The organism is Coleofasciculus sp. FACHB-542, assembly GCF_014695825.1.
Taxonomy (GTDB): domain Bacteria; phylum Cyanobacteriota; class Cyanobacteriia; order Cyanobacteriales; family FACHB-T130; genus FACHB-T130.
The window spans coordinates 79,205-98,706 of record NZ_JACJPB010000017.1 but is presented as its reverse complement, the minus strand read 5'-3'; the positions used below and the strand labels follow the sequence as shown (position 1 = coordinate 98,706).

The following is a 19,502-nucleotide window of genomic DNA, read 5'->3' as shown; positions in this document are numbered from 1 at the left end:
CCTTACTGGATCTATAGGCAGTAACTCAGCGCAAACATCATGGCAATGCAAGAACTGGCTTCTCGGATTGACACAGTTAAAGTCTACGCTGCCGGTGCCACCGTGACTCGGATTGCTGAGTTACATCTGAACGTTGGGGAACTGCCCGAACACGTTGAGATACCGGAATTGCCTCTGGCGCTAGATGATAGCAGTGTCCGAGTGAGGGTTGAATCTGTAGAGACGCAAAACCCGTCCCCGATTGCCTCAGATGTTCGCATTGGTTTAGCCGTTCCCCCGCCGCAAGAGACACAGAACCCACCCCCGGAGGAGGAACTGCGTGCAGCGACGGCTGAGGTACAACGCATTGAGGACGCGATCGCCCTCATCGAAAAAGAAATTGGCGTCCTCAGTAATCTAAAAGTACCCGATCGCCCCAACGCTCAACCTGGGACAGCACCGCCGCCTTCGCCAATGAACGCTAGACTTGCCTTGGCAAACTTCAGCGACGAACAAATCCGCGCCCGAATCCAGGAAAAGCGGGAAAATTTGGAAAAATTGCGTCTAGCTCAGGAATATCTTGCCGATTTGCAACAAAAGCAGGCGATCGCTTCCACCGCCAGAAATGCTAGACCTAATGAGCTTCGCAAGACGGTAATTGTCCGTTTGAGTTACGAAGAGTTTACTCCCCCTACCTCTCTTCTACCAGGAGAAGGGCAAAATTCCCCTCCTTCCCTTGTAGAAAAGGGGGAATTAGGTTTTTCACGCTTAGTTATCGAATATTTCGTCCCCGGTGCGCGTTGGACACCCACCTATGTTTGTCGTCTAAATAGTGCGGAATCTAGTGCCAGCATTGCCGTCAGGGCGTTGATTTGTCAGCGCACAGGTGAAGATTGGTCAGGGGTAAGATTGGAACTTTCTACAGCCGAACCGATGGGTTGGTGTGCGCTACCGGAATTGCCCTCGCTGCGGCTAGGACGAGTGCAACCAGCGATGAGAAAATCAGGCTGGCGTCGTCCCCCAATCGGTGCAGAGATTCTTTTTGAGGACTACGATAGCCAGAGACCGACAGCTTTAGCCGCTGTGTCGTCACCAAGCGCGATCGCGAATTTCTTAGACAACGCTCCTTCAGTTCCACCCTTACCCGATCTGACGGCGCAGGATCGCTCTGAAATGTACGCTAGTTATGGGATGGCTATGCCAGCAGCAGCGCCTTGTGCAGACTATATAGAGGAATCACTGGCACCGCAAGTAGAATCCCCTTCCCTAGGAGACCGACTAGCGGCTCACAAAGCACTGAAACGGGCGGCAGCTGCCCCACCAGCAGCACCAGAATTTCTCCAGCGTCGAAGGAGGCAGAACCTGGAGGATACTACAGATGAGAATTCTGTAACCGATTTACTTGCATACGGTCTCATGCGAATGGGCGCAGCAGATGACCGAGCAAAGCGGGGTAAATTGTCGATAGAACAACAGCAGGAAATATATTTAGAAATCCTTCAACGTCAGAAAGTTACGGTTACGTTTAATGTCATGCAGGTAGTGCAACAGGCTTTTGATAACGCCCAAAAATGCCTCTGGATGATGCTTCCTCCCGGTGGTATCCATGTGCGAGACGTTGCAGGTTCCTTCGACTATGCCTATAGCGCTGATGGACGAATTGATGTCCCCTCAGACGGGCAATTTCACTCTGTCGCCCTAACTAGCAACAGTACAGACGTAGATTTGCGCTACATCGTCGTTCCCCGCGAAGATACTAACGTCTTCAGAATTGCCCAACTCCGCAACCCCCTACAAGCACCGCTACTCGCTGGCCCTGCGGATGTCTACGTCGATGGCGAGTACATCTTATCTACAAATATTGCCACAGTTCCACCAAAAGCACAGATGGAATTAGGGCTAGGAGTGGAACAAGCCATCAAAGTTGCTCGAAACACCGTTTATGAAGAAGTTCGTTCTGGCGAAACCATCGTCTCTTTCAACGAACTGCGCCACAAAATTAAAATCGATATTAACAACTATCTACCAAGAATTGCCAAGATTGAAGTACGAGAAAGACTCCCCATTCCCCAAGAAGGAGCAAAAGTAGATATCCATTGCGATCGCGTCTCGCCACCTTGGGAAAAATACGAACAACAAGAACGTAACTCACCCATCAAAGGCGGCTATCGCTGGCAAGTCGAAGTCCCCGCAAAAGAGAAAACTACCCTATCAGTTGATTACATCATTAAAACTTTTGTGGCCAGCGAATTGATTGGGGGAAATCGGCGGGAGTCGTAATTTTAATTGAAGATTTGGGCTTACTAAATATATAGCCTAAAGAGAGTAAGTTGTACCGTGGAAAAATACAATCGGCGGGAGTTTATTGTGTATGGCTCAGCCACCGTTTGCAGCCTCTTGCTACTGAGCGTTAGTGCTAGCAGCAAGCCTTCTCAAGCATCAACCAATCCTATTTCCACAAAAATATCAACGAATGAGTATGTTGAAAATAAATGGCAAGAACTCGAACAGCGGTGGCAAGAAATTTTGCAAAAACACGAGCAGCGGTGGCAATACACAGAGCAAACTTGGGAAAACAATCAAATGCCCCCTATCATCCGAATCCGCATGGTTGAGTCTCACCGTTCTGTGTACGATTTAGTTCATCTTATTCAAACTGCTAGAAAACACTCAGTGCTGGGTCAACTTTATCCGTATACCAGTCATTATTGTTTAGGTTTCAGCAGATATACGGAACCTCCTTTTTGGTACGATTGCCCTGCTGCTGTACCCACAGGAAAGGGGCAGTATGAAGTATTGGCTCCTAGTAATTATCAACAGATTATTGCAATTGTTAATGATGCACCTACAGCAATTAGCTTGATAGTTGAAAATTTGCCGCGTAAATATTCTAATCTTTCTACTTAAATGCAAAAGCTAAATGATATTAAATCCGGTTGATTATTCAGCATTTGCGAAGAACCTCTCCCCACCATCGCCGATGGCTCTGGTTCCCCTCTCCGTTAACGGAGAGGGGTTAGGGGTGAGGTTCCAAATCATGATGATTCAAGGGTAAATGATATCAAATCGGTTGATTACCCAGCCTTCTCCAAGAAACATCATGATGATTCAAGGGTAAATGATATCAAATCGGTTGATTACCCAGCCTTCTCCAAGAAACTCTTCCCGCGATCGCCTGCGGCTCTTCCCTCTCCGTTAACGGAGAGGGGATAGGGGTGAGGTTCCAAACAATGACGATTTAAATAAATTTGATATGAGGAAGTGATAAATTATGCAAGCAATTCAAAAGTCGCCAGAAGTCATTCAAGAATTAACGCTCGATGCACCTGTTTGTGTAGTAACACTCTTAGAAGATAGGGCACAGGTGCGACGAATTGGCAAAATTAATTTAACCCAAGGACTGTGGAGAATTCAAGTCCAGAAAGTTGCCCCAGTTCTTTCAGATAAATCTCTTCGGGCAGAGTTTTGTGAGGAATATCCAGAGGCACGGATTGACGATGTTCGCGTTCGCCGCCAGATGTTGGTTAAGGAAACAGATCGACTAGCCAATGTAGAGATGCAAAATTTCGCGTCTCTACAAGCAGAACTGCGATCGCTACTTAACTCCTTCAACAATATCGGCGAAGACCGCCAGCACCTCGAATCGTGCTTCGAGCGAGTAAACACCATCCTTGCTAAAGGTTTGCAGGAACTCCCCGTGGATGCGATTTGGGGACAAATTGACCCTAAATCCTGGCGAGAGCAAATTTCTACTTTATTTAAACAATTGCGAGATTTCCGATCGGAAATCTTAAGCAGCTATCACACTCAAGAACAACTACACCAGCAAATTCACGACTTAATTGCCAAAGCAGCAGCCTTATCTCGTCCCGATAGGGTCTATGTTGCCAACATCGAAGCCGACTTAATGATTCCCCAAGCGGGAGAGTATGCGATCGCTTTCGACTATGTGGTTCCCGGTGCCATGTGGCGACCTTGGCACCAAGCACGCCTTCTCCTCGACGAAAAACCGACGCTCTCTTTCCGCTTCGATGGCTGTGTCTGGCAACGCACGGGAGAAGATTGGAAAGACGTAGATTTAGTCTTTTCTACCGCCCGCGCATCCTTGGGAACTGAACCACCCCTGCTGACAGATGACCCTTTAAATGTTCAAGAAAAATCTCAGCAGATAATCATTCAAGCGAGAGATCAACAAGTTCAGACAACCGGACTTGGAACCGACACCACCCCCGCCACAGTTGATTTACCCGGTGTTGATGACGGCGGCGAAGTCCGAAACCTACGCAGCCAGACAAAAGCAACGATTCCCTCAGATGGTCGCCCTTACCGCGTTTCCATCTACTCCTTCGACTCTCCCGCCTCTGTAGAGTATGTCTTGATGCCAGAATTATCCTGTCAAGTCATCCTCAAGAGCGAACAGACAAACACTTCTAAATTCCCGATTCTAGCTGGGCCAGTGGATTTAGTGCGGACTTCTGGCTTTGTCGGTCGTACCTCAGTTCTATTTATCGCGCCTGGAGAGAAATTTGCTTTGGGATGGGGAGCGGATAATGCAATGCGCGTGCAGCGCACCCAAACCCAAAAAAGAAAACAGGATCACTTGACTAAATGGAACAGTGTCACAACTACAACAACATTGTTCCTTTCCAATATTGGCGAAGAACAAAGAGCGATCGCAACCACTGAGCGGGTGCCGGTTTCTGAGCTAGAGCAAGTGAAAGTTGAGGTAATCTCCGATAAAACTACCGACGGCATCCAGGCAGATGAAAATGGCTTTTGCACCTGGAATTTCATCTTAGAACCTTACTCTCAACTCCAGGCATCCTTGGTCTACCAAGTTTCAGCCGCACCGGAAGTACAAGGCATCTAGCGCCAAGATTCCATTGATTGGAGCGACAGGAGAGGGGAACTTTTGGGTAAAGAATAATATCACATAATTAAAGAAAAGAAATCTACCCAGCTCCATAACCTCCTCACCATGTCTTTGCCTTCAAGCTCCTCCAAGCGTCTATTTGGACGGTCAATTGCCGCCCTAGCCACCGTCGTCCTCTCCACCCTCAGTGCCGTCAACCCCAGCCCAGCCGCCGTTTTTACTCAAAAAGAAGTTGAACAAGGTAAATTTATCGCCGTAGCTGCTCCTTACGGCACGAATAGTCATCAACTGCTGATTCTGGAACAGGTATCAGATAAACGGGCGTGTTGGAGTGAAAGTGGCGATCGCCCAACAGCAGTCGATCCGCTGCTACTCAACTTTGACTTCACCGGCATTTGCGGACGCAGTACCGATAGCAACGGCTATTCTATGCGTATGGCGGGGACGGATTTGGGGCTGAAGTACAGCTTCAACTTAGTAAAGCGCGACGGCGAACTCGTCCTTGTCGGCACCAACTTTAGCGATCGCACTGTCCCAACCATTGAAATTGGCAGAACCAACGGACTCAGCGATGGTTTTATGAAAATCAATCTCGATCCGGCGTGGCGGTTCGCCAAAAGAACCTACAACGGTAAAACCCTCGGTCACGTCTATCTTGCCAGCGACCAAGCCGCGCCGGGAATCGACCCTGGCGATATCGCAACGCCTCCCGGAAGTTCCACCTTCGGAGATATCGCCTCAGATGTCTACGCGAAAGAAATTGAACAAGCCGTTGCGCTGGGGTTCGTCGCAGGCTTTAAAGAAGACAACACCTTCCGCCCTCAAGTCGCCTTAACCAGAGAGCAGCTCGTGTCTATGGTGTTGGAATCTTTAACCAAGCTACCCGGAGCCAATGTCACGATCCCGACTCAAGCGGCATCCCGACCCTATCCTGATGTCGATGCTTCGCGCTGGAGTGCCGCTAAAATTAAATGGGCGCGGGATAACAATATTGTCAGTGGCTACCAAGACGGCACCTTCAAACCCACTCAACCCGTCACCAGAGCTGAATTGATGGCAGTGCTGCGACGTGCTGCGGAATTTGGCAAAAATATGCGTGGACTTGCCCCAGAATTAGCGACCAAAAACTTAGCGAAAACCTTCTCAGACACCGAGAAACACTGGGCTGCCCCGCTGATTAGTCAAATGTCTTCTTATTGCAATGTCGCCTCCCCAGTCAATGAAGTCGGCAGCAAGTTTGAGCCAAACTCTCCGACTCGCCGCAACTATGCTGCCGCCGCCACTCTGCGGATGCTCAACTGCGTCAAAACTGAGTAATCCTCATCGTTCTTTCGCGTCTAAATAGACTCTCAAGACAATTTTGATGGTTTGTTCTAGACGCGATAAACCCTTGTTTCTACGATTAATGAATCCTTCCGCTTAACCCTGACCGATTACTAGACATCCGGTGAGAAAAGCCTTCGTTGCGATTAAAAATCAGATGATTTTGGTTAGCGCGTAGCCGCTAGCTTCTCTAACAACAGATCCAACTTTTTCTCAATTTCTCCGGCACACTGTCGATAAGTTGCCAAGTCGCCACCATAGGGATCGGCGATTTCAGCTCGATCGTGATAGCCAACGTATTTTTTCAAGGTATATACTTTGTCGGCAGCAGCAGAGAATGCATCAGCGATCGCTTTCTTTTGTCCGCCCGTCATAGTCAGCACCAAATCCGCCCAATCGATCAGATGGCGATCCAGTCGCTTCGCTTCATGGTAATGATGGATACCATACTCTTTTAGGACGCGCTGGGTTTGTGGGGATGCAGAATCTCCCTCAAACGCCACGACGCCCGCCGAGCGCACCTCCACTTCCATTCCTTTCGCTTTTTGGCGGAATAGCGCTTCTGCCATCGGGCTACGACAGGTATTGCCCGTACACACAAATAAAATCCGCATTTGTGAGCCTCCCTTTTCTATCTCGCTGTTGCTCAGCCAATAAAACTGCTGTAGTTAATTCTACGGAAAAGTGGGTCTATTGATTGCATAAACGCGAACAGTCTTTTCCTGAATAATTGTGTCTTTTTCGTAAGTTAAGCCGACTTTCATTGCGACCTTCTGCGATGCGATGTTTCCCGGAGCGATTAAGGAAATGAGGCGGTTATAACCCAGCTCAAAACCATAATCCCGAATTGCACTAGCCGCTTCGGTTGCCAAACCCTTTCCCCAGTATTCCTTAGCCAGCATATAAGCAATTTCGACTTCTTCTTGCCCATCCACTCGCTGCGGTATTAATCCACACCGACCAATAAACTGGTTTTCAGCCTTGTGAATGGTCGCCCACAAACCGAAGCCGTATTTCTCGTAGCAGCTAAATATCCACTCGATGTTGAGCTTAGTTTCTTCAGATGTTCGCGTGTTGGGGAAGAACTTCATCACGACTGGATCGGCAAAAATGGCTGCCAAGTCGTCTACATCATCCCATGTGAGATGTCGGAGAATTAAGCGCGGTGTTTCAGTTACAATCATCTGATTTTTGGGTGCCTGTTTCACAAAGTTGAGTTCAACTGATATCTTGCACCAATATCTTGCAATCTTGCACCAACGCGATAACCTGCCCAGAATTCAAATTCTGGGTGAATAAATCAGGTCTATTGAAATAGACTAAAAACCTTAATATTTCTGATTTTTAGCCTGTTTTAACGAAATTAAAGCTATCAGCAAAAAAATTGCTTTCCTTGCGCCTCATTAAACTTCAGTTCTCATGCCGAGAAATGTAAAACGCACTATCTTTGTTATTAGACCTATTTTGACACCGCAAAATGAGGCTGAGGATAACACGGCGACGGTTCGGTATGCTAACGATCGCAAGTACCTTGGTCGTTGCTAAGGACGCGATTGCATCCCGCATCGCGAATGCAAACCTTACAAAAAATATTTTTATGCAAACAAGCCCTAAGACTTCCACCGCAGTCGCGAAAACCCTGGAGCCTGGTAGTATTGACGTGACGCTGCGGATCAATGGTAAATCGCACACTTTGCAAATAGAACCGCGCGTGACGCTACTGGACGCACTGCGCGAACGCATCGGTCTGACAGGCACCAAGAAGGGTTGCGATCGCGGACAATGCGGTGCGTGTACTGTGTTGGTTGATGGACGGCGCATCAACTCGTGCCTGACCTTGGCGGTGATGCAGGAGGGCGCGGAAATTACAACGATTGAAGGTTTAGCGCGTGGCGATGAACTGCATCCCATGCAGGCGGCTTTCATTAAGCATGACGGCTTTCAGTGTGGATATTGTACGCCCGGTCAGATCGTGTCTGCGGTGGGTCTATTGGCAGAAGGTTGCCCGACATCCGATGAGGGAATTCGGGAGTGCATGAGCGGCAATCTCTGTCGCTGTGGTGCCTATCCTGGCATTGTTGCCGCTGTGCGCGAAGTTCATCAGACGCAGACTAGCAATGGGTAGTCGGGACGCATGAGCAATTCCGTCGTTTCACCAATCAATTGCATACCCGCTCCGCCCTGAAATAATCGGGCTAATCGCTAAAGTTAGCTAAAGCTAACTGGATATGGATTTCAACGGGTTGAAATGGTTTTGAGCGGTGAAGCCGGAAATTTATTTCATGGCTCTTAAGTCAGTGCCATTCAACTTAAACCCATGCACAGGAGTTTTAATGAAACCTTTTAGTTATGTGCGTGCTACTGAAAAAGGCGCAGCCATTCAGACAGTTGCGGGGGATCGGGCAGCAAAATTTATCGCAGGCGGCACTAATTTAATCGACTTGATGAAAGGAGGCGTGGCGCAGCCTGACCAACTGGTGGACATCACCCGGCTACCCTTGGCAGACATGACGGCAATCTCGAATGGCTTACGCATCGGGGCGATGGCACGCAACAGCGACGTGGCAAATAATCGGTTGGTGCGCGATCGCTATCCGTTACTTTCTCAAGCGTTACTCGCTGGCGCGTCACCGCAACTGCGGAATATGGCAACCATCGGCGGCAACTTGATGCAAAGAACCCGCTGCTACTACTTCAACGATTCGACGATGCCGTGCAACAAGCGCGAACCCGGTTCCGGTTGTTCGGCGATTGAAGGGTACAACCGCATTCACGCGATTTTTGGTGCAAGCGAACAGTGCATTGCAACGCATCCTTCGGATATGTGCGTGGCGCTGGCAGCCCTTGATGCCGTGGTGAGTGTTGAGGGGCCGAACGGAGAGCGACAAATCCCCATCAGTGACTTTCACCGCTTACCGGAAGATACGCCCCAAATCGATACGGTGCTTCAACATGACGAACTAATCGTTGCGGTTGATTTGCCAAATTCACCCTTTGCCGCGCGATCGCACTATTTAAAAGTACGCGATCGCGCCAGTTATGCTTTTGCCCTGGTTTCCGTCGCCGCTGCCCTCGATATCGACAACGGCACCATTAAAGCGGCGCGAGTGGCAATGGGGGGTGTCGCACATAAGCCGTGGCGGGCGGTTGAGGCGGAGAAAATTCTAGTTGGCGCAAAAGCGAACGAGCAAACCTTTGCAGCAGCAGCAGAGGCAACCGTTCGGGAAGCCCAACCCCAAAAATACAACCGATTCAAAGTTGAAATGGCAAAACGAGCGATCGCGCGGGCACTCACAAAAGCAGCAGGAGGCACGGTATGAGTCAATCTGAGAATGCAACCAACCAAGCTGTGGGCAAGCCGATAAATCGGGTGGATGGACGCCTGAAAGTGACCGGCGGTGCCCGCTACTCAGCGGAAATCCCCTTGGAAAATCTCGCCTATGCCGTCACTATCGGCAGCGCGATCGCCCGCGGACGGATTAAGAGCATCGACACCCGTGCGGCGGAACAGTCCCCTGGTGTCCTGGGCATCTTAACGCACCTCAACCCGCCCAAACTCCGCCCGGTGCCCACCTTGTTCGGGGGTGGGGCTGCTGCCGAAAACCGCCTGGTGCTGCAAGAAGCGGTTGTACATCACATCGGTCAGCACATCGGCGTTGTAATTGCCGACACCCTGGAAAACGCCACCCATGCCGCATCCCTGGTCCGCGTCGATTACGACGCCGAAACGCCAGTGGTGGAGATGGAAAAGGCGCAGACATACGCGCCGAAGTCCGTGTTTGGCAAACCGCCAGAGACGATACGCGGCAACCCGACGCAAGCCTTAGCCGATGCTGAAGTGCGGATTGAAGAAACTTACCGGACGCCCACCGAACACCACAACCCGATGGAGACGCACGCGACAACTGCCGTGTGGGAGGGCGATCGCCTCACCATTTATGACGCAACGCAGTATAACTTCGGCGTGCGTCAGGCAATGGCGACGACGTTTGGCATCCCCGAAGAGAACGTGCGCGTCGTGTGTCAATTCATCGGCGGCGCGTTTGGCGGCAAAGGTTTGGTTTGGCCTCACGTAACGCTGGCAGCGATTGCTGCCCGTCAGGTACGTCGTCCCGTGAAATTAGTTTTAACCCGCGAACAGATGTTCACCACGGTCGGGCACCGGGCGGAAACCGAGCAACAAGTCGCACTGGGCGCAACCCGCGACGGTCGCCTCACCGCGATCGCCCATCGGGGCATCTCCCATACTTCAACGTTCGAGGAATTCCTCGAACCGTACACTGTGGGAACCCACATGATGTACGCCACTCCCAACTTGCAAGCAAAGCAAAGTCTCGTCCGTCTCAACAAGGGAACGCCGACCTTTATGCGTGCCCCCGGCGAAAGTCCGGGAATGTTCGCCCTCGAATCGGCGATGGACGAACTCGCTTATGCCTTGAAACTTGACCCGATTGAGTTGCGCCTCCGCAATCATGCAGACACAGATCCCAGCAATAACCTGCCTTGGTCGAGCAAGTCGCTCAAAGAATGTTACCAACTCGGCGCAGAAAAATTTGGCTGGTCGCGGCGCACTCCCGAACCGGGTTCGATGCGGGACGGTCGTTACCTAATCGGCATGGGAATGGCAAGCGCCACGTACCCCGTGAATCACTTCCCGGCTAGCGCGAGAGTCCGCATCCTGCAAGACGGCACCGCCTTAGTGCAGAGTGGTTCTCAAGAGATGGGGACAGGTACGGCGACGGTGATGGCGCAAGTCGCCGCTGACGCCCTTGGGTTGCCGGTTGAGCGAGTGCGATTTGAACTGGGAGATACCCAGTTGCCCCGTGCGCCGATATCGGGCGGATCGGCGACGATGGGAAGCGTGGGGACTGCTGTGCATGAAGCGGCGCAAGCAGCCCGTAGGAAGGTACTGGAATTAGCACGCACGGATGCTAGTTCGCCGCTTTACAACGTCCCGGAAACGGACATAGCGATTGAGGGCGGACGCCTGTTTCGCAAGAGCGATCGCAACCAAGGCGAAACCTACCAAGCGGTGCTGACGCGCCAAAATTTGCCGCAAGTCGAAGAAAGCTTTGATGCCAAGTTTAACCAAGCTGAAAAGAAGTATTCCATGCACTCCTTCGGCGCTCAATTTGCCGAAGTGCGCGTCGATCCTGACTTTGGCGAAGTGCGCGTAACCCGCTTTGTGGGAGCCTTTGGGGTGGGACAGGTAATCAACCTCAAAACAGCGCGATCGCAAATGATCGGCGGTATCGTCATGGGGTTAGGTATGGCGCTACTAGAGGAAACGGTGACAGACTCCCGTACCGGACGCATCGTCAACGCCAATTTGGGCGAGTACCACGTACCTGTCAACGCAGACATCCCTGCAATTGAGTCGTACTTCGTCGAAGAAATCGACCCGTACATTAACCCGATTGGAGCCAAAGGCGCAGGCGAAATTGGCATCACTGGCGTGGCGGCGGCGGTGGCAAACGCTGTCTATCACGCCACCGGGAAGCGCATCCGCGACCTCCCGATTACGCCGGATAAGTTGCTGTAATCTGTCTTAGCACCTAACCCCCCATCCCCTTCCCTAATAGGGAAGGGGAGCCATATTCAAAGCCCCTCTCCGCGTTGGAGAGGGGTTTGGGGAGAGGTCAGTCCGTATTGGCTCAAACTGCAAAGCGCTCTATGAAAGAATTACAGGAGATTATTGCCGCATTTGCAAAAGCCAAAAATTGCGGCAAGACAGTAGCGATCGCCACCATTGTTAAAGTCAGCGGGTCTACCTACCGGCGACCGGGCGCTCGAATGCTGATAACGCTAGAGGGTCAGAGAATCGGCTCCATTAGCGGCGGCTGTCTGGAGAATGACGTTTTTGAACGCGCTCAACAGGTCATCGTGTCCGGTCAACCCATGTTGGTGAACTACGATACGACCTCCGACAATGACATCGTCTGGGGGTTAGGACTCGGTTGCAAGGGAATGGTACAGGTGTTGATTGAACGCCTAACTCCAGAGAACGAGTTAAGTCCGATGACCTTTCTGGCAGAGTGTCTGCATCGGCGGCAGGTAGGAGTTCTAGCAACGATATTTCACATTGAAGGTCAAATCAAGGCACAAGTCGGAACCCATTTAATGCTGCATCAAGATGGCACAATTTTCAGTAACCTCGAAGATGCAGATTTGAGTGCAGACATCCTCGAAGATGCCCGTGAAGTGCTTGATAAAAATTGCTCGCTTTTTAAAGCGTATCCCTTACTGGGAGGGAAAGCCGAAGTTTTTATCGAAGCGATTCAGCCACCTGTTTCGCTGGTCATTTTTGGAGCAGGTGACGATGCTATCCCGGTTGTACGCTTGGCGAAAGAATTGGGGTGGTACGTAACAGTCATTGATAGCCGACCTGCCAATGCAAAATCGGACCGATTTCCCCGCGCCGATGAAGTCATTTTGTCTCGCCCAGAAATCGTCAATGAAACCCTAGAAATCGATAAGCGCACAGTAGCTGTCGTGATGACTCATAACTATCTGCACGACCTAGAAATCCTGAAAACTCTTTTACCTTCTCCCGTGCAATATTTAGGCATTCTTGGCCCCAAGAGAAGAACCGAACAGTTACTTCTTGAGCTAAAAGAACAGGGAATTCAGCTTACAGAAGCCCAACTTCACCGCTTGCATGGTCCTGTTGGACTGGATATTGGCGCTGACACGCCGGAAGCGATCGCACTCTCAATTGTGGCGGAAATTCAAGCGTTTCTCGCCAATCGTTCGGGCGGGTTATTAAGAAACCGCCAGGAACCAATCCACAACCGGAGTAACGGATGAATGCGCCTGTCGTCGGTTTGATAATTCTGGCAGCAGGAGCATCCACTCGCATGGGGACGCCAAAACAACTGCTGTTGTATCAAGGGCGCAGCTTCCTCCGTCACACCGTAGAAATTGCGATCGCTTCCCTTTGTCAACCCATCGTCGTCGTTCTGGGAGCGAATGCGGAACAAATTAAGCCGGAAGTCAGCGAGTTACCCATCCAAATTGTCGAAAACCCACAATGGGCGGAGGGGATGAGTTCTTCGATTCGGGTGGGTATTGAAGCGCTGAGTAATTTAAATCAGAACGTAGAAGCAGTTGCGATCGCACTTTGCGATCAGCCTTTTATCTCTTCCCCACTACTCAATCACATCGTGGAAGCCTATCAGGTCACGCGCCGACCGATTATTGCTTCAGAGTATGCAGGAAGCTTGGGCGTACCCGCTTTGTTCAGTCGCGCCTTGTTTCCAGAACTCATGAGCCTAAAAACGACCGAAGGCGCAAAACAAATCATTAAAAAATACTCACCCGAAGTCTTTCCCTTCCCCTTTCCGGAAGGTGCTATCGACATTGACACCCCAAAAGATTACCAGCAATTTCAAGCGATCGCTGATGAGTCTATACAAAGCAGGACTGGTATTTAGCAAATATCAAAATGAAAGATAATACAATTTTTACTTTTTAAAGCATTTTCTCCATGAACACAGTACAATGACCCTCGTTGTATCGGTCAATAAAATAGAAGCCGAGCCGCTGATAAAGCTTCAGAGCTTGTGCTTGTTTTTGTTCATCAATCGTATCCAGCCTGACTTTCTTATAACCTGTAATTCTGGCAAAATCTAAGAGCATCTGAGCCATTTTCGTCCCCAACCCTCGTCCTCGATAAGCTTTAAGAAACCACATTCTCTTTAGTTCACAGATGTCGTCGCTCAAAGGCCGAATTGCGCCGCTGCCAACAACCCGCTCCTCATCAATCAGCACCAAGAATGTGCCCTTATTGTCGAAGTAGTGCGATTGCAAGCCATCTATATCAGACATGGCATCATAACGCCTAATCACTTCTTCAGGAAGCTGCCATATTTCGTTGCAAACCGCGATGATTACGCGCTTGACTTCTTCAACTTGGTGTGATTGTATCGGTTTGATTTCTATCATCTGTTTTTCTGCCGTTAAGTATAAACGGGACAGATTATAAGTTTGAGATCCTTAAAGTCGATGTGCAACCGCTGAGTAAAGCCCCACCAAGTGTGAAGGCGGAAAACCGATTGCCAGTTAGGAAAAATGTCTATCTTAAGACGTATCCCCAAGCAAGTGACAAAACATCGTTCCCTGCGTAGACTGAGCGCAAGTCAATCAGGCAAACTTTAACAAAGAAATTAGCGATGAAGATACGACAGTTAGGACAAAGCGATCTCACCGTCTCGGCAATCGGTTTGGGTTGCATGGGAATGTCAGATTTTTACAGCAACCGCGATGATACTGAATCAATTGCCACCATTCATCGGGCGCTAGAATTGGGGCTAAATTTTCTCGACACGGCTGATATGTATGGGCCATTCAAGAACGAAGAATTGGTCGGACAAGCGATAAGAGATCGCCGCGACTCTGTGGTTCTCGCTACTAAATTCGGCATCGTTCGCAGCGAAGACCCGACGGTTCGCAGTATCAATGGCAAACCGGAGTATGTTCGTTCTGCGTGCGAAGCGAGTTTGCGTCGTCTGGGTGTAGAGACGATTGACCTCTACTACCAGCACCGAGTTGACCCAAATACTCCCATCGAGGAAACCGTCGGTGCGATGGCGCAACTGGTTCAAGAAGGCAAAGTCAGATATTTAGGACTCTCGGAAGCCGGAGCGGAAACCTTGCGTCGTGCTTGCTCCGTACATCAAATTACCGCATTGCAGAGCGAATATTCCCTGTGGAGCCGCGATCCAGAAGACGAAAATCTCGCCACCTGTAGAGAGCTTGGCATAGGGTTTGTTGCCTATAGCCCGCTCGGAAGGGGGTTTTTGACCGGGCAAATCAAAAGCTTTGATGATTTGGCTGCTGATGATTACCGTCGCAACTCACCGCGTTTTCAGGGCGACAACTTTCAGAAAAATCTGGAACTGGTGCAACGGATTGACGAACTTGCCCAAGAAAAAGGTTGCCGACCAGCGCAGCTGGCTCTTGCTTGGGTGCTGGCGCAGGGTGAAGACATCGTTCCGATTCCCGGAACTAAGCGGCGGCAATATTTGGAAGAAAATATCGCGGCGCTGGAAGTGAATCTGACGCCAGAAGATTTGCAGCGCATCAACGAAGTGGCACCTAAGGGCGTTGCTAGCGGCGGACGTTATCCGGAATCGATGATGAGCATGGTAAACCGCTGACATTTTTGAGCGACGGTTTCTGCTACAAAGATGCTTGTGACAGGTCAAAGTTACTGCGTGCAATCCTGAAAACGGTTAATTCCGAGCCATCAGATTTTTTGTCCGCGCTAAAACTCCCTTCGTTCTACGAGGAAAACCATGAGATACAAGCTATTCGGAAAGAGTGGATTAAGAGTTTCCGAACTCTGCCTTGGCACAATGACTTTTGGTGAAGACTGGGGTTGGGGCGCATCTAAAGATGAAAGCCGCCAAATCTTTGATGCCTTTGTGGAAGCAGGCGGTAACTTTATTGACACTGCCAACGGCTACACAGAGGGCACCAGCGAGAAAATGGTTGGTGAGTTCATTGCCTCAGAACGGGAACGCTTTGTCGTTGCTACCAAATACTCGTTTCCCTTGCACATGAGCGCTCGCGCGGGAAATCCTAATGGCAGTGGCAACCATCGCAAGAACATGATGCAGTCATTAGAAGGCAGTCTGAAACGCCTTAAAACTGACTACATTGACGTATACTGGCTGCACGCTTGGGATTTCACGACACCTGTAGAGGAAGTGATGCGTGCCTTTGATGACATGGTACGCTCTGGCAAGGTTCTCTACATTGGCATTTCTGACGCACCCGCCTGGATTATTTCCCAAGCAAACACGCTGGCGCAGTGTTACGGCTGGACGCCGTTTGTAGCGTTGCAAGTCGAGTACAGTTTGATTCAGCGGACGCCAGAACGCGACTTGTTACCGATGGCAAAGGCTTTCGACTTGGCAATTACGCCGTGGTCGCCCTTGGGTGGCGGTGTGCTAACGGGCAAGTACAATCAGCGCACCCAGAGCAACAATAGCGAACAGGGGGGCGAACAGGGGCGAATCGGAACGATAGGGGGGAATATTTCCGAGCGGAATTTAGCGATCGCTGACGTTGTGTGTCAAGTTGCCGAAGAAATTGGGCACACGCCTTCACAGGTGGCGCTGGCTTGGCTAAGCGCTCAAAGCAGCGTCATCATCCCGATTATCGGTTCTCGGAAGGTCAGCCAGATCGAAGATAATCTGGCTTGCCTAGATGTCCATCTGACGCCAGAGCATTTGCAACGCCTCAATGAGGTGAGTCAGATCGATCTGGGCTTCCCCCATGACTTCCTGAGTAATGACACGATCCGCGATCGCCTTTATGGCGGCACATTCAACTTAATCGACAATCATCGCAGCTGAAACCAGGGTAAGGAATAAATCAATAAACCCATGCTATTTCCTGATAATTTCCAATGGCGATCTAATTCACCTTGCAGAATTTACGCTAAAGCCAGAGAATCAGGAATGCTTGGGGGAATTGGAGCGGGAATCTGTAATGTTAAGGTTGCAAAATCCAGAACGAAACGATTTTTAAATCTCCCACAAAAATGTATCGCTTAAATAAGGTGAAGTTGCCATGAAAGTTAAATCTGCATATACAAGGCTTCTGGTTACTGATATTGAAGCTTGCTTTCTGTTCTACCGAGATGTAATGCAATTCAAGGTAAATGTAGAAGATTTCACGAGCGGATATGCTGAATTTGAAGCGGGAGATATGAAGCTGGCTTTATTCAGGCGCAAGGAAATGGCAGAGATGATCGGAAACGATCAGAAGCCTTCCAGTGCCGAATGTCAAGACAAAGTTGTATTAATTTTCTCAGTCCCTAACTTGGACGAAGCCTATCACGAATTAAGACATAAAGACATCGAATTTACTACAGATCCGATGACCAACCCATACTATGGAATGAAGACAGCCTATCTTCGAGATCCTGATGGAAATCTTATCGGTTTATATCAATTTTTAGACTGATATAAAAGAGCCAGTCTGGTTAGCGATTCCTACGCTAATGATTGTGCGATCGCTATTTGCATTTTGGGCCTGCCGTCAGCATTACAAAAAAAGCGCTGCCCCTGGATAGCAGTTTATCTCAGCGTTCGGAAACCAAAGGCAAACCAAATTCCGCATCCCTCTTAGGTGCGGCTTGCTGACGGACACAGTGCCTTCGATACCTTTAAAGAACTCCTGACACAAGGCGGTGCAGGTTTAATCGAACCCATGTGAAATGAGCCAATATCCTGGCGTGCTACCGATCCGAGAAGAGGGCTTTCCAGCGAATAATGTAGCTGAAGAGAGAAAATCGCAACTTTAATCTGGCGAACTGACTTTTTCCGCCCTTGTTGTCCCAGCGCTAACTATCGGTCTCCAAACCACCATTGCTCCCCTAAATCGAAATATAAAATTACAGTTTTCCATGTTCCGAAATCTGTAAATTGTTCCACAATTAAGGGAACCTCTATTAAGGAATTGTTATGGGCAAGGAAAAGGAAAAGGGTGGCAAAGAAGCCAAAAAGCCTAAAAAGGAATCTGACGGCACTAAGAAGCAGAAGAAAGATCCGAATAGACATGACGGACCACCAGGAGGGAAGTAAACCGAGCTAGACGAGTTCCGTCTTCATATGACCCGCCCCACTTGTAGGATACGGTTGGCATCCCGATCTAACCTCTCCCTAGCCCCTTTCCCTGCTAGGGAAGGGGCTAGGAAATTCGATTTGCCAAGCATGGCGTTTTAAGTTGATAGCCACGACCTCATTTGCTTACAACATAATCAAACCCAACCTCGCACCCAGAGTCACCGCCTCAGTTCGGCTGGAAGCATTGAGCTTTTGAAAGATCGATGATACGTGGAACTTGACGGTATGCTCCGAGATGCTCAACTGCTTGGCGATATTCTTGTTACCCATTCCCAGCGCCAGCATCCCTAAAACCTCAATCTCCCGTGGTGTCAGCGCCTGAATCGGGGAAGCAGGGAGTCGGCGTGCGGAGGACTCTCTGAGAGGCAGCAGAGAATCCATAAAGTCTGGATGTAGCACCATCAGCCCCAGCGCTGCTGTCACCACAGTTGCGACAATTTCCTCAGCCGTTGCCGTTCGCGGTAAGATTGCCCGCACGCCGACTTGCAAAACCGACTCTAGCCAAGTGCTGTGGGGGTTGTTCGCTAAGATGACAAGTGCCGGAGATTCTGCACCAAGCGCGAGTAATTTCTCTTCAGCCGGATCGTCATCTGAGAAGGAATAATCCAGCAACACCACATCGGGTTGTCGTTCCTCAAGCAGCTGCACCAGAGTGTCTGTGCTAGAGGAACTACCGACGATTTCCAGCAACTCAGAGGTGCGGATGATGCTCTCCAACCCCGCACGCACGATGGGATTTTCGGCTGTCACCACGACCGAAATCACGCTGACTTCACCTCTGGAAAGGTTGGTTCGGCACTGTCTTGAGGAGCAGATGCGATCGCGTAGCAGCGTCTCCCAGAACGCAGAAATTCCAACATCAGGGGCTTCCCCGGTTCGGCATACTTGAGAATGCTGAGCAGATCCTCAGGAGTATGAAAAGATTCACCGCCCACGGCTATTAGCACGTCGCCCATTTGAAGACTCACCGAGGCAGCTAAACTCCCCGGAGCAACTTCCAACACCAATAAGCCTAAAACGCGCTGATTTTCTAAACGAAGCAGTACGGGACGGAGGGTGACGCCCAGAGAGAGTGGGCGATCGCGTTTGAGAAACCGTTCGACTCTCTTACTGGGGATTGCCAACGCTAACCCATTGGCAATCATCGTGTTAATTGCGATCGCTCGCCCCCGTGCATCGGCAAGCAAACCCCCAGAATTTCCGGGTGCTAGCCGAATATCAGCCTTCACCCATCTTTGAGTGCTGAAGTCATCGGTGGCGTTAGTCGCGTGGATAATTCCCGTAGTGAGTGCGCCAACTAAACCTAGCGGATTTCCCACTGCCAGCACCAGTTCGCCGACTCTGAGGCTCTCCGAATCGCCTACCGTGACGGCGGGAAGGTCAGTTGCCTCAACCTGGAGTGCTGCTAAATCCTGTCTGGAGTCGATATCAGTGCGGATAGCCTCAATGACTCGTCCATCCCAAAGTTCCACAATCGCCCGGTCGAAAGGGGCGACATGAGCGTTGGTGATAATCAAACCTTGAGAATTCCAGATTACACCCGATCCGCCACCCCCGCGACTGCTGCGGACTTGTACGGTACAACGGCGTAGTTGTTCGGCGATTTGCGACAACTCCAGGGCAATCTCTGCACTTGCACCTGTATTTTCTAGAGTTGCGATCGCGAAGCGCTGACTTGTCAAGTTCACCAT

17 protein-coding genes are annotated in these 19,502 nt (G+C 50.2%); 12 read left to right on the top strand and 5 right to left on the bottom strand.

The genetic code is table 11. The features are described from left to right. Nucleotides 1-39 precede the first annotated feature (39 nt). From H6F52_RS04080 to H6F52_RS04065, 4 genes are all read left to right on the top strand, one after another. Entirely contained in the window at nt 40-2,259 is a 2,220-nt protein-coding gene (locus H6F52_RS04080) for a DUF4139 domain-containing protein (protein WP_190532114.1), read from the top strand. 57 nt (nt 2,260-2,316) lie between these two features. After that, on the top strand, nt 2,317-2,886 hold the full coding sequence (locus tag H6F52_RS25640; RefSeq protein ID WP_190430044.1) for a DUF6193 family natural product biosynthesis protein: 570 nt from the start codon (nt 2,317-2,319) through the stop codon (nt 2,884-2,886). A 364-nt stretch (nt 2,887-3,250) separates the two neighbouring features. Next, complete coding sequence (locus H6F52_RS04070) at nt 3,251-4,849, top strand: mucoidy inhibitor MuiA family protein (protein WP_190532112.1); 1,599 nt, start codon at nt 3,251-3,253, stop codon at nt 4,847-4,849. A gap of 108 nt (nt 4,850-4,957) precedes the next feature. Continuing rightward, the gene (locus H6F52_RS04065; protein WP_190532110.1) at nt 4,958-6,169 is read left to right on the top strand and encodes a DUF3747 domain-containing protein; all 1,212 of its coding nucleotides are present in this window, start codon (nt 4,958-4,960) and stop codon (nt 6,167-6,169) included. Nucleotides 6,170-6,342: 173 nt separating this feature from the next. On the opposite strand, the gene H6F52_RS04060 is transcribed toward H6F52_RS04065, so the two are convergent. Together H6F52_RS04060 and H6F52_RS04055 are read right to left on the bottom strand one after the other, a co-directional pair. Next, nucleotides 6,343-6,789 carry a low molecular weight protein arginine phosphatase gene (locus H6F52_RS04060; protein ID WP_190532108.1) on the bottom strand — a complete coding sequence of 149 codons (447 nt, stop codon included), beginning with the start codon at nt 6,787-6,789 and terminating at the stop codon, nt 6,343-6,345. 60 nt (nt 6,790-6,849) lie between these two features. Continuing rightward, the gene (locus H6F52_RS04055) at nt 6,850-7,359 is read right to left on the bottom strand and encodes a GNAT family N-acetyltransferase (RefSeq protein ID WP_190532106.1); all 510 of its coding nucleotides are present in this window, start codon (nt 7,357-7,359) and stop codon (nt 6,850-6,852) included. Nucleotides 7,360-7,772: 413 nt separating this feature from the next. On the opposite strand from H6F52_RS04055, the gene H6F52_RS04050 reads away from it, so the two are divergent. The 5 genes from H6F52_RS04050 to H6F52_RS04030 all read left to right on the top strand — a co-directional run bounded on the left by H6F52_RS04050 (nt 7,773) and on the right by H6F52_RS04030 (nt 13,608). Beyond that, on the top strand, nt 7,773-8,300 hold the full coding sequence (locus tag H6F52_RS04050; RefSeq protein ID WP_199300371.1) for a 2Fe-2S iron-sulfur cluster-binding protein: 528 nt from the start codon (nt 7,773-7,775) through the stop codon (nt 8,298-8,300). A 208-nt stretch (nt 8,301-8,508) separates the two neighbouring features. Then, nucleotides 8,509-9,495, top strand: coding sequence for a xanthine dehydrogenase family protein subunit M (locus H6F52_RS04045; RefSeq protein ID WP_190532093.1), 987 nt, complete (start codon nt 8,509-8,511; stop codon nt 9,493-9,495). Next, complete coding sequence (locus H6F52_RS04040) at nt 9,492-11,717, top strand: xanthine dehydrogenase family protein molybdopterin-binding subunit (protein WP_190532091.1); 2,226 nt, start codon at nt 9,492-9,494, stop codon at nt 11,715-11,717. Before H6F52_RS04045 ends, H6F52_RS04040 begins: the two co-directional genes overlap by 4 nt. A gap of 131 nt (nt 11,718-11,848) precedes the next feature. Further along, nucleotides 11,849-12,982, top strand: coding sequence for an XdhC/CoxI family protein (locus H6F52_RS04035; protein ID WP_190532088.1), 1,134 nt, complete (start codon nt 11,849-11,851; stop codon nt 12,980-12,982). Next, the gene (locus H6F52_RS04030) at nt 12,979-13,608 is read left to right on the top strand and encodes a nucleotidyltransferase family protein (protein WP_190532085.1); all 630 of its coding nucleotides are present in this window, start codon (nt 12,979-12,981) and stop codon (nt 13,606-13,608) included. The genes H6F52_RS04035 and H6F52_RS04030 overlap by 4 nt, the downstream gene beginning before the upstream one ends. A gap of 37 nt (nt 13,609-13,645) precedes the next feature. Here the strand turns inward: H6F52_RS04030 and H6F52_RS04025 are convergent, their stop codons facing one another. Next, nucleotides 13,646-14,119: a GNAT family N-acetyltransferase gene (locus H6F52_RS04025; protein ID WP_190532081.1), complete on the bottom strand. Its 474-nt coding sequence runs from the start codon at nt 14,117-14,119 to the stop codon at nt 13,646-13,648. Nucleotides 14,120-14,346: 227 nt separating this feature from the next. Between H6F52_RS04025 and H6F52_RS04020 the strand changes: the two genes are divergently transcribed. From H6F52_RS04020 to H6F52_RS04010, 3 genes are all read left to right on the top strand, one after another. Beyond that, nucleotides 14,347-15,333 (top strand): aldo/keto reductase, encoded by a 987-nt coding sequence (locus H6F52_RS04020; protein ID WP_190532079.1) that lies wholly within the window; start codon nt 14,347-14,349, stop codon nt 15,331-15,333. 138 nt (nt 15,334-15,471) lie between these two features. Then, entirely contained in the window at nt 15,472-16,536 is a 1,065-nt protein-coding gene (locus tag H6F52_RS04015) for an aldo/keto reductase (RefSeq protein WP_190532076.1), read from the top strand. Nucleotides 16,537-16,753: 217 nt separating this feature from the next. Beyond that, nucleotides 16,754-17,149, top strand: coding sequence for a VOC family protein (locus tag H6F52_RS04010; protein WP_190532073.1), 396 nt, complete (start codon nt 16,754-16,756; stop codon nt 17,147-17,149). 785 nt (nt 17,150-17,934) lie between these two features. Here H6F52_RS04010 and H6F52_RS26335 read toward each other — a convergent pair. Together H6F52_RS26335 and H6F52_RS04000 are read right to left on the bottom strand one after the other, a co-directional pair. After that, on the bottom strand, nt 17,935-18,576 hold the full coding sequence (locus H6F52_RS26335; protein WP_190411570.1) for a response regulator transcription factor: 642 nt from the start codon (nt 18,574-18,576) through the stop codon (nt 17,935-17,937). Beyond that, entirely contained in the window at nt 18,573-19,502 is a 930-nt protein-coding gene (locus tag H6F52_RS04000) for a trypsin-like peptidase domain-containing protein (RefSeq protein ID WP_190532070.1), read from the bottom strand. Before H6F52_RS04000 ends, H6F52_RS26335 begins: the two co-directional genes overlap by 4 nt.

What these genes read in the sequence shown, in the direction of transcription:
- H6F52_RS04080 (WP_190532114.1), top strand. Translation starts at nt 40, where the DNA reads ATGGCAATGCAAGAACTGGCTTCTCGGATTGACACAGTTAAAGTCTAC.
- H6F52_RS04070 (WP_190532112.1), top strand. Translation starts at nt 3,251, where the DNA reads ATGCAAGCAATTCAAAAGTCGCCAGAAGTCATTCAAGAATTAACGCTC.
- H6F52_RS04065 (WP_190532110.1), top strand. Translation starts at nt 4,958, where the DNA reads ATGTCTTTGCCTTCAAGCTCCTCCAAGCGTCTATTTGGACGGTCAATT.
- H6F52_RS04060 (WP_190532108.1), bottom strand. Translation starts at nt 6,789, where the DNA reads ATGCGGATTTTATTTGTGTGTACGGGCAATACCTGTCGTAGCCCGATG.
- H6F52_RS04055 (WP_190532106.1), bottom strand. Translation starts at nt 7,359, where the DNA reads ATGATTGTAACTGAAACACCGCGCTTAATTCTCCGACATCTCACATGG.
- H6F52_RS04050 (WP_199300371.1), top strand. Translation starts at nt 7,773, where the DNA reads ATGCAAACAAGCCCTAAGACTTCCACCGCAGTCGCGAAAACCCTGGAG.
- H6F52_RS04045 (WP_190532093.1), top strand. Translation starts at nt 8,509, where the DNA reads ATGAAACCTTTTAGTTATGTGCGTGCTACTGAAAAAGGCGCAGCCATT.
- H6F52_RS04040 (WP_190532091.1), top strand. Translation starts at nt 9,492, where the DNA reads ATGAGTCAATCTGAGAATGCAACCAACCAAGCTGTGGGCAAGCCGATA.
- H6F52_RS04035 (WP_190532088.1), top strand. Translation starts at nt 11,849, where the DNA reads ATGAAAGAATTACAGGAGATTATTGCCGCATTTGCAAAAGCCAAAAAT.
- H6F52_RS04030 (WP_190532085.1), top strand. Translation starts at nt 12,979, where the DNA reads ATGAATGCGCCTGTCGTCGGTTTGATAATTCTGGCAGCAGGAGCATCC.
- H6F52_RS04025 (WP_190532081.1), bottom strand. Translation starts at nt 14,119, where the DNA reads ATGATAGAAATCAAACCGATACAATCACACCAAGTTGAAGAAGTCAAG.
- H6F52_RS04020 (WP_190532079.1), top strand. Translation starts at nt 14,347, where the DNA reads ATGAAGATACGACAGTTAGGACAAAGCGATCTCACCGTCTCGGCAATC.
- H6F52_RS04015 (WP_190532076.1), top strand. Translation starts at nt 15,472, where the DNA reads ATGAGATACAAGCTATTCGGAAAGAGTGGATTAAGAGTTTCCGAACTC.
- H6F52_RS04010 (WP_190532073.1), top strand. Translation starts at nt 16,754, where the DNA reads ATGAAAGTTAAATCTGCATATACAAGGCTTCTGGTTACTGATATTGAA.
- H6F52_RS04000 (WP_190532070.1), bottom strand. Translation starts at nt 19,502, where the DNA reads ATGGTGAACTTGACAAGTCAGCGCTTCGCGATCGCAACTCTAGAAAAT.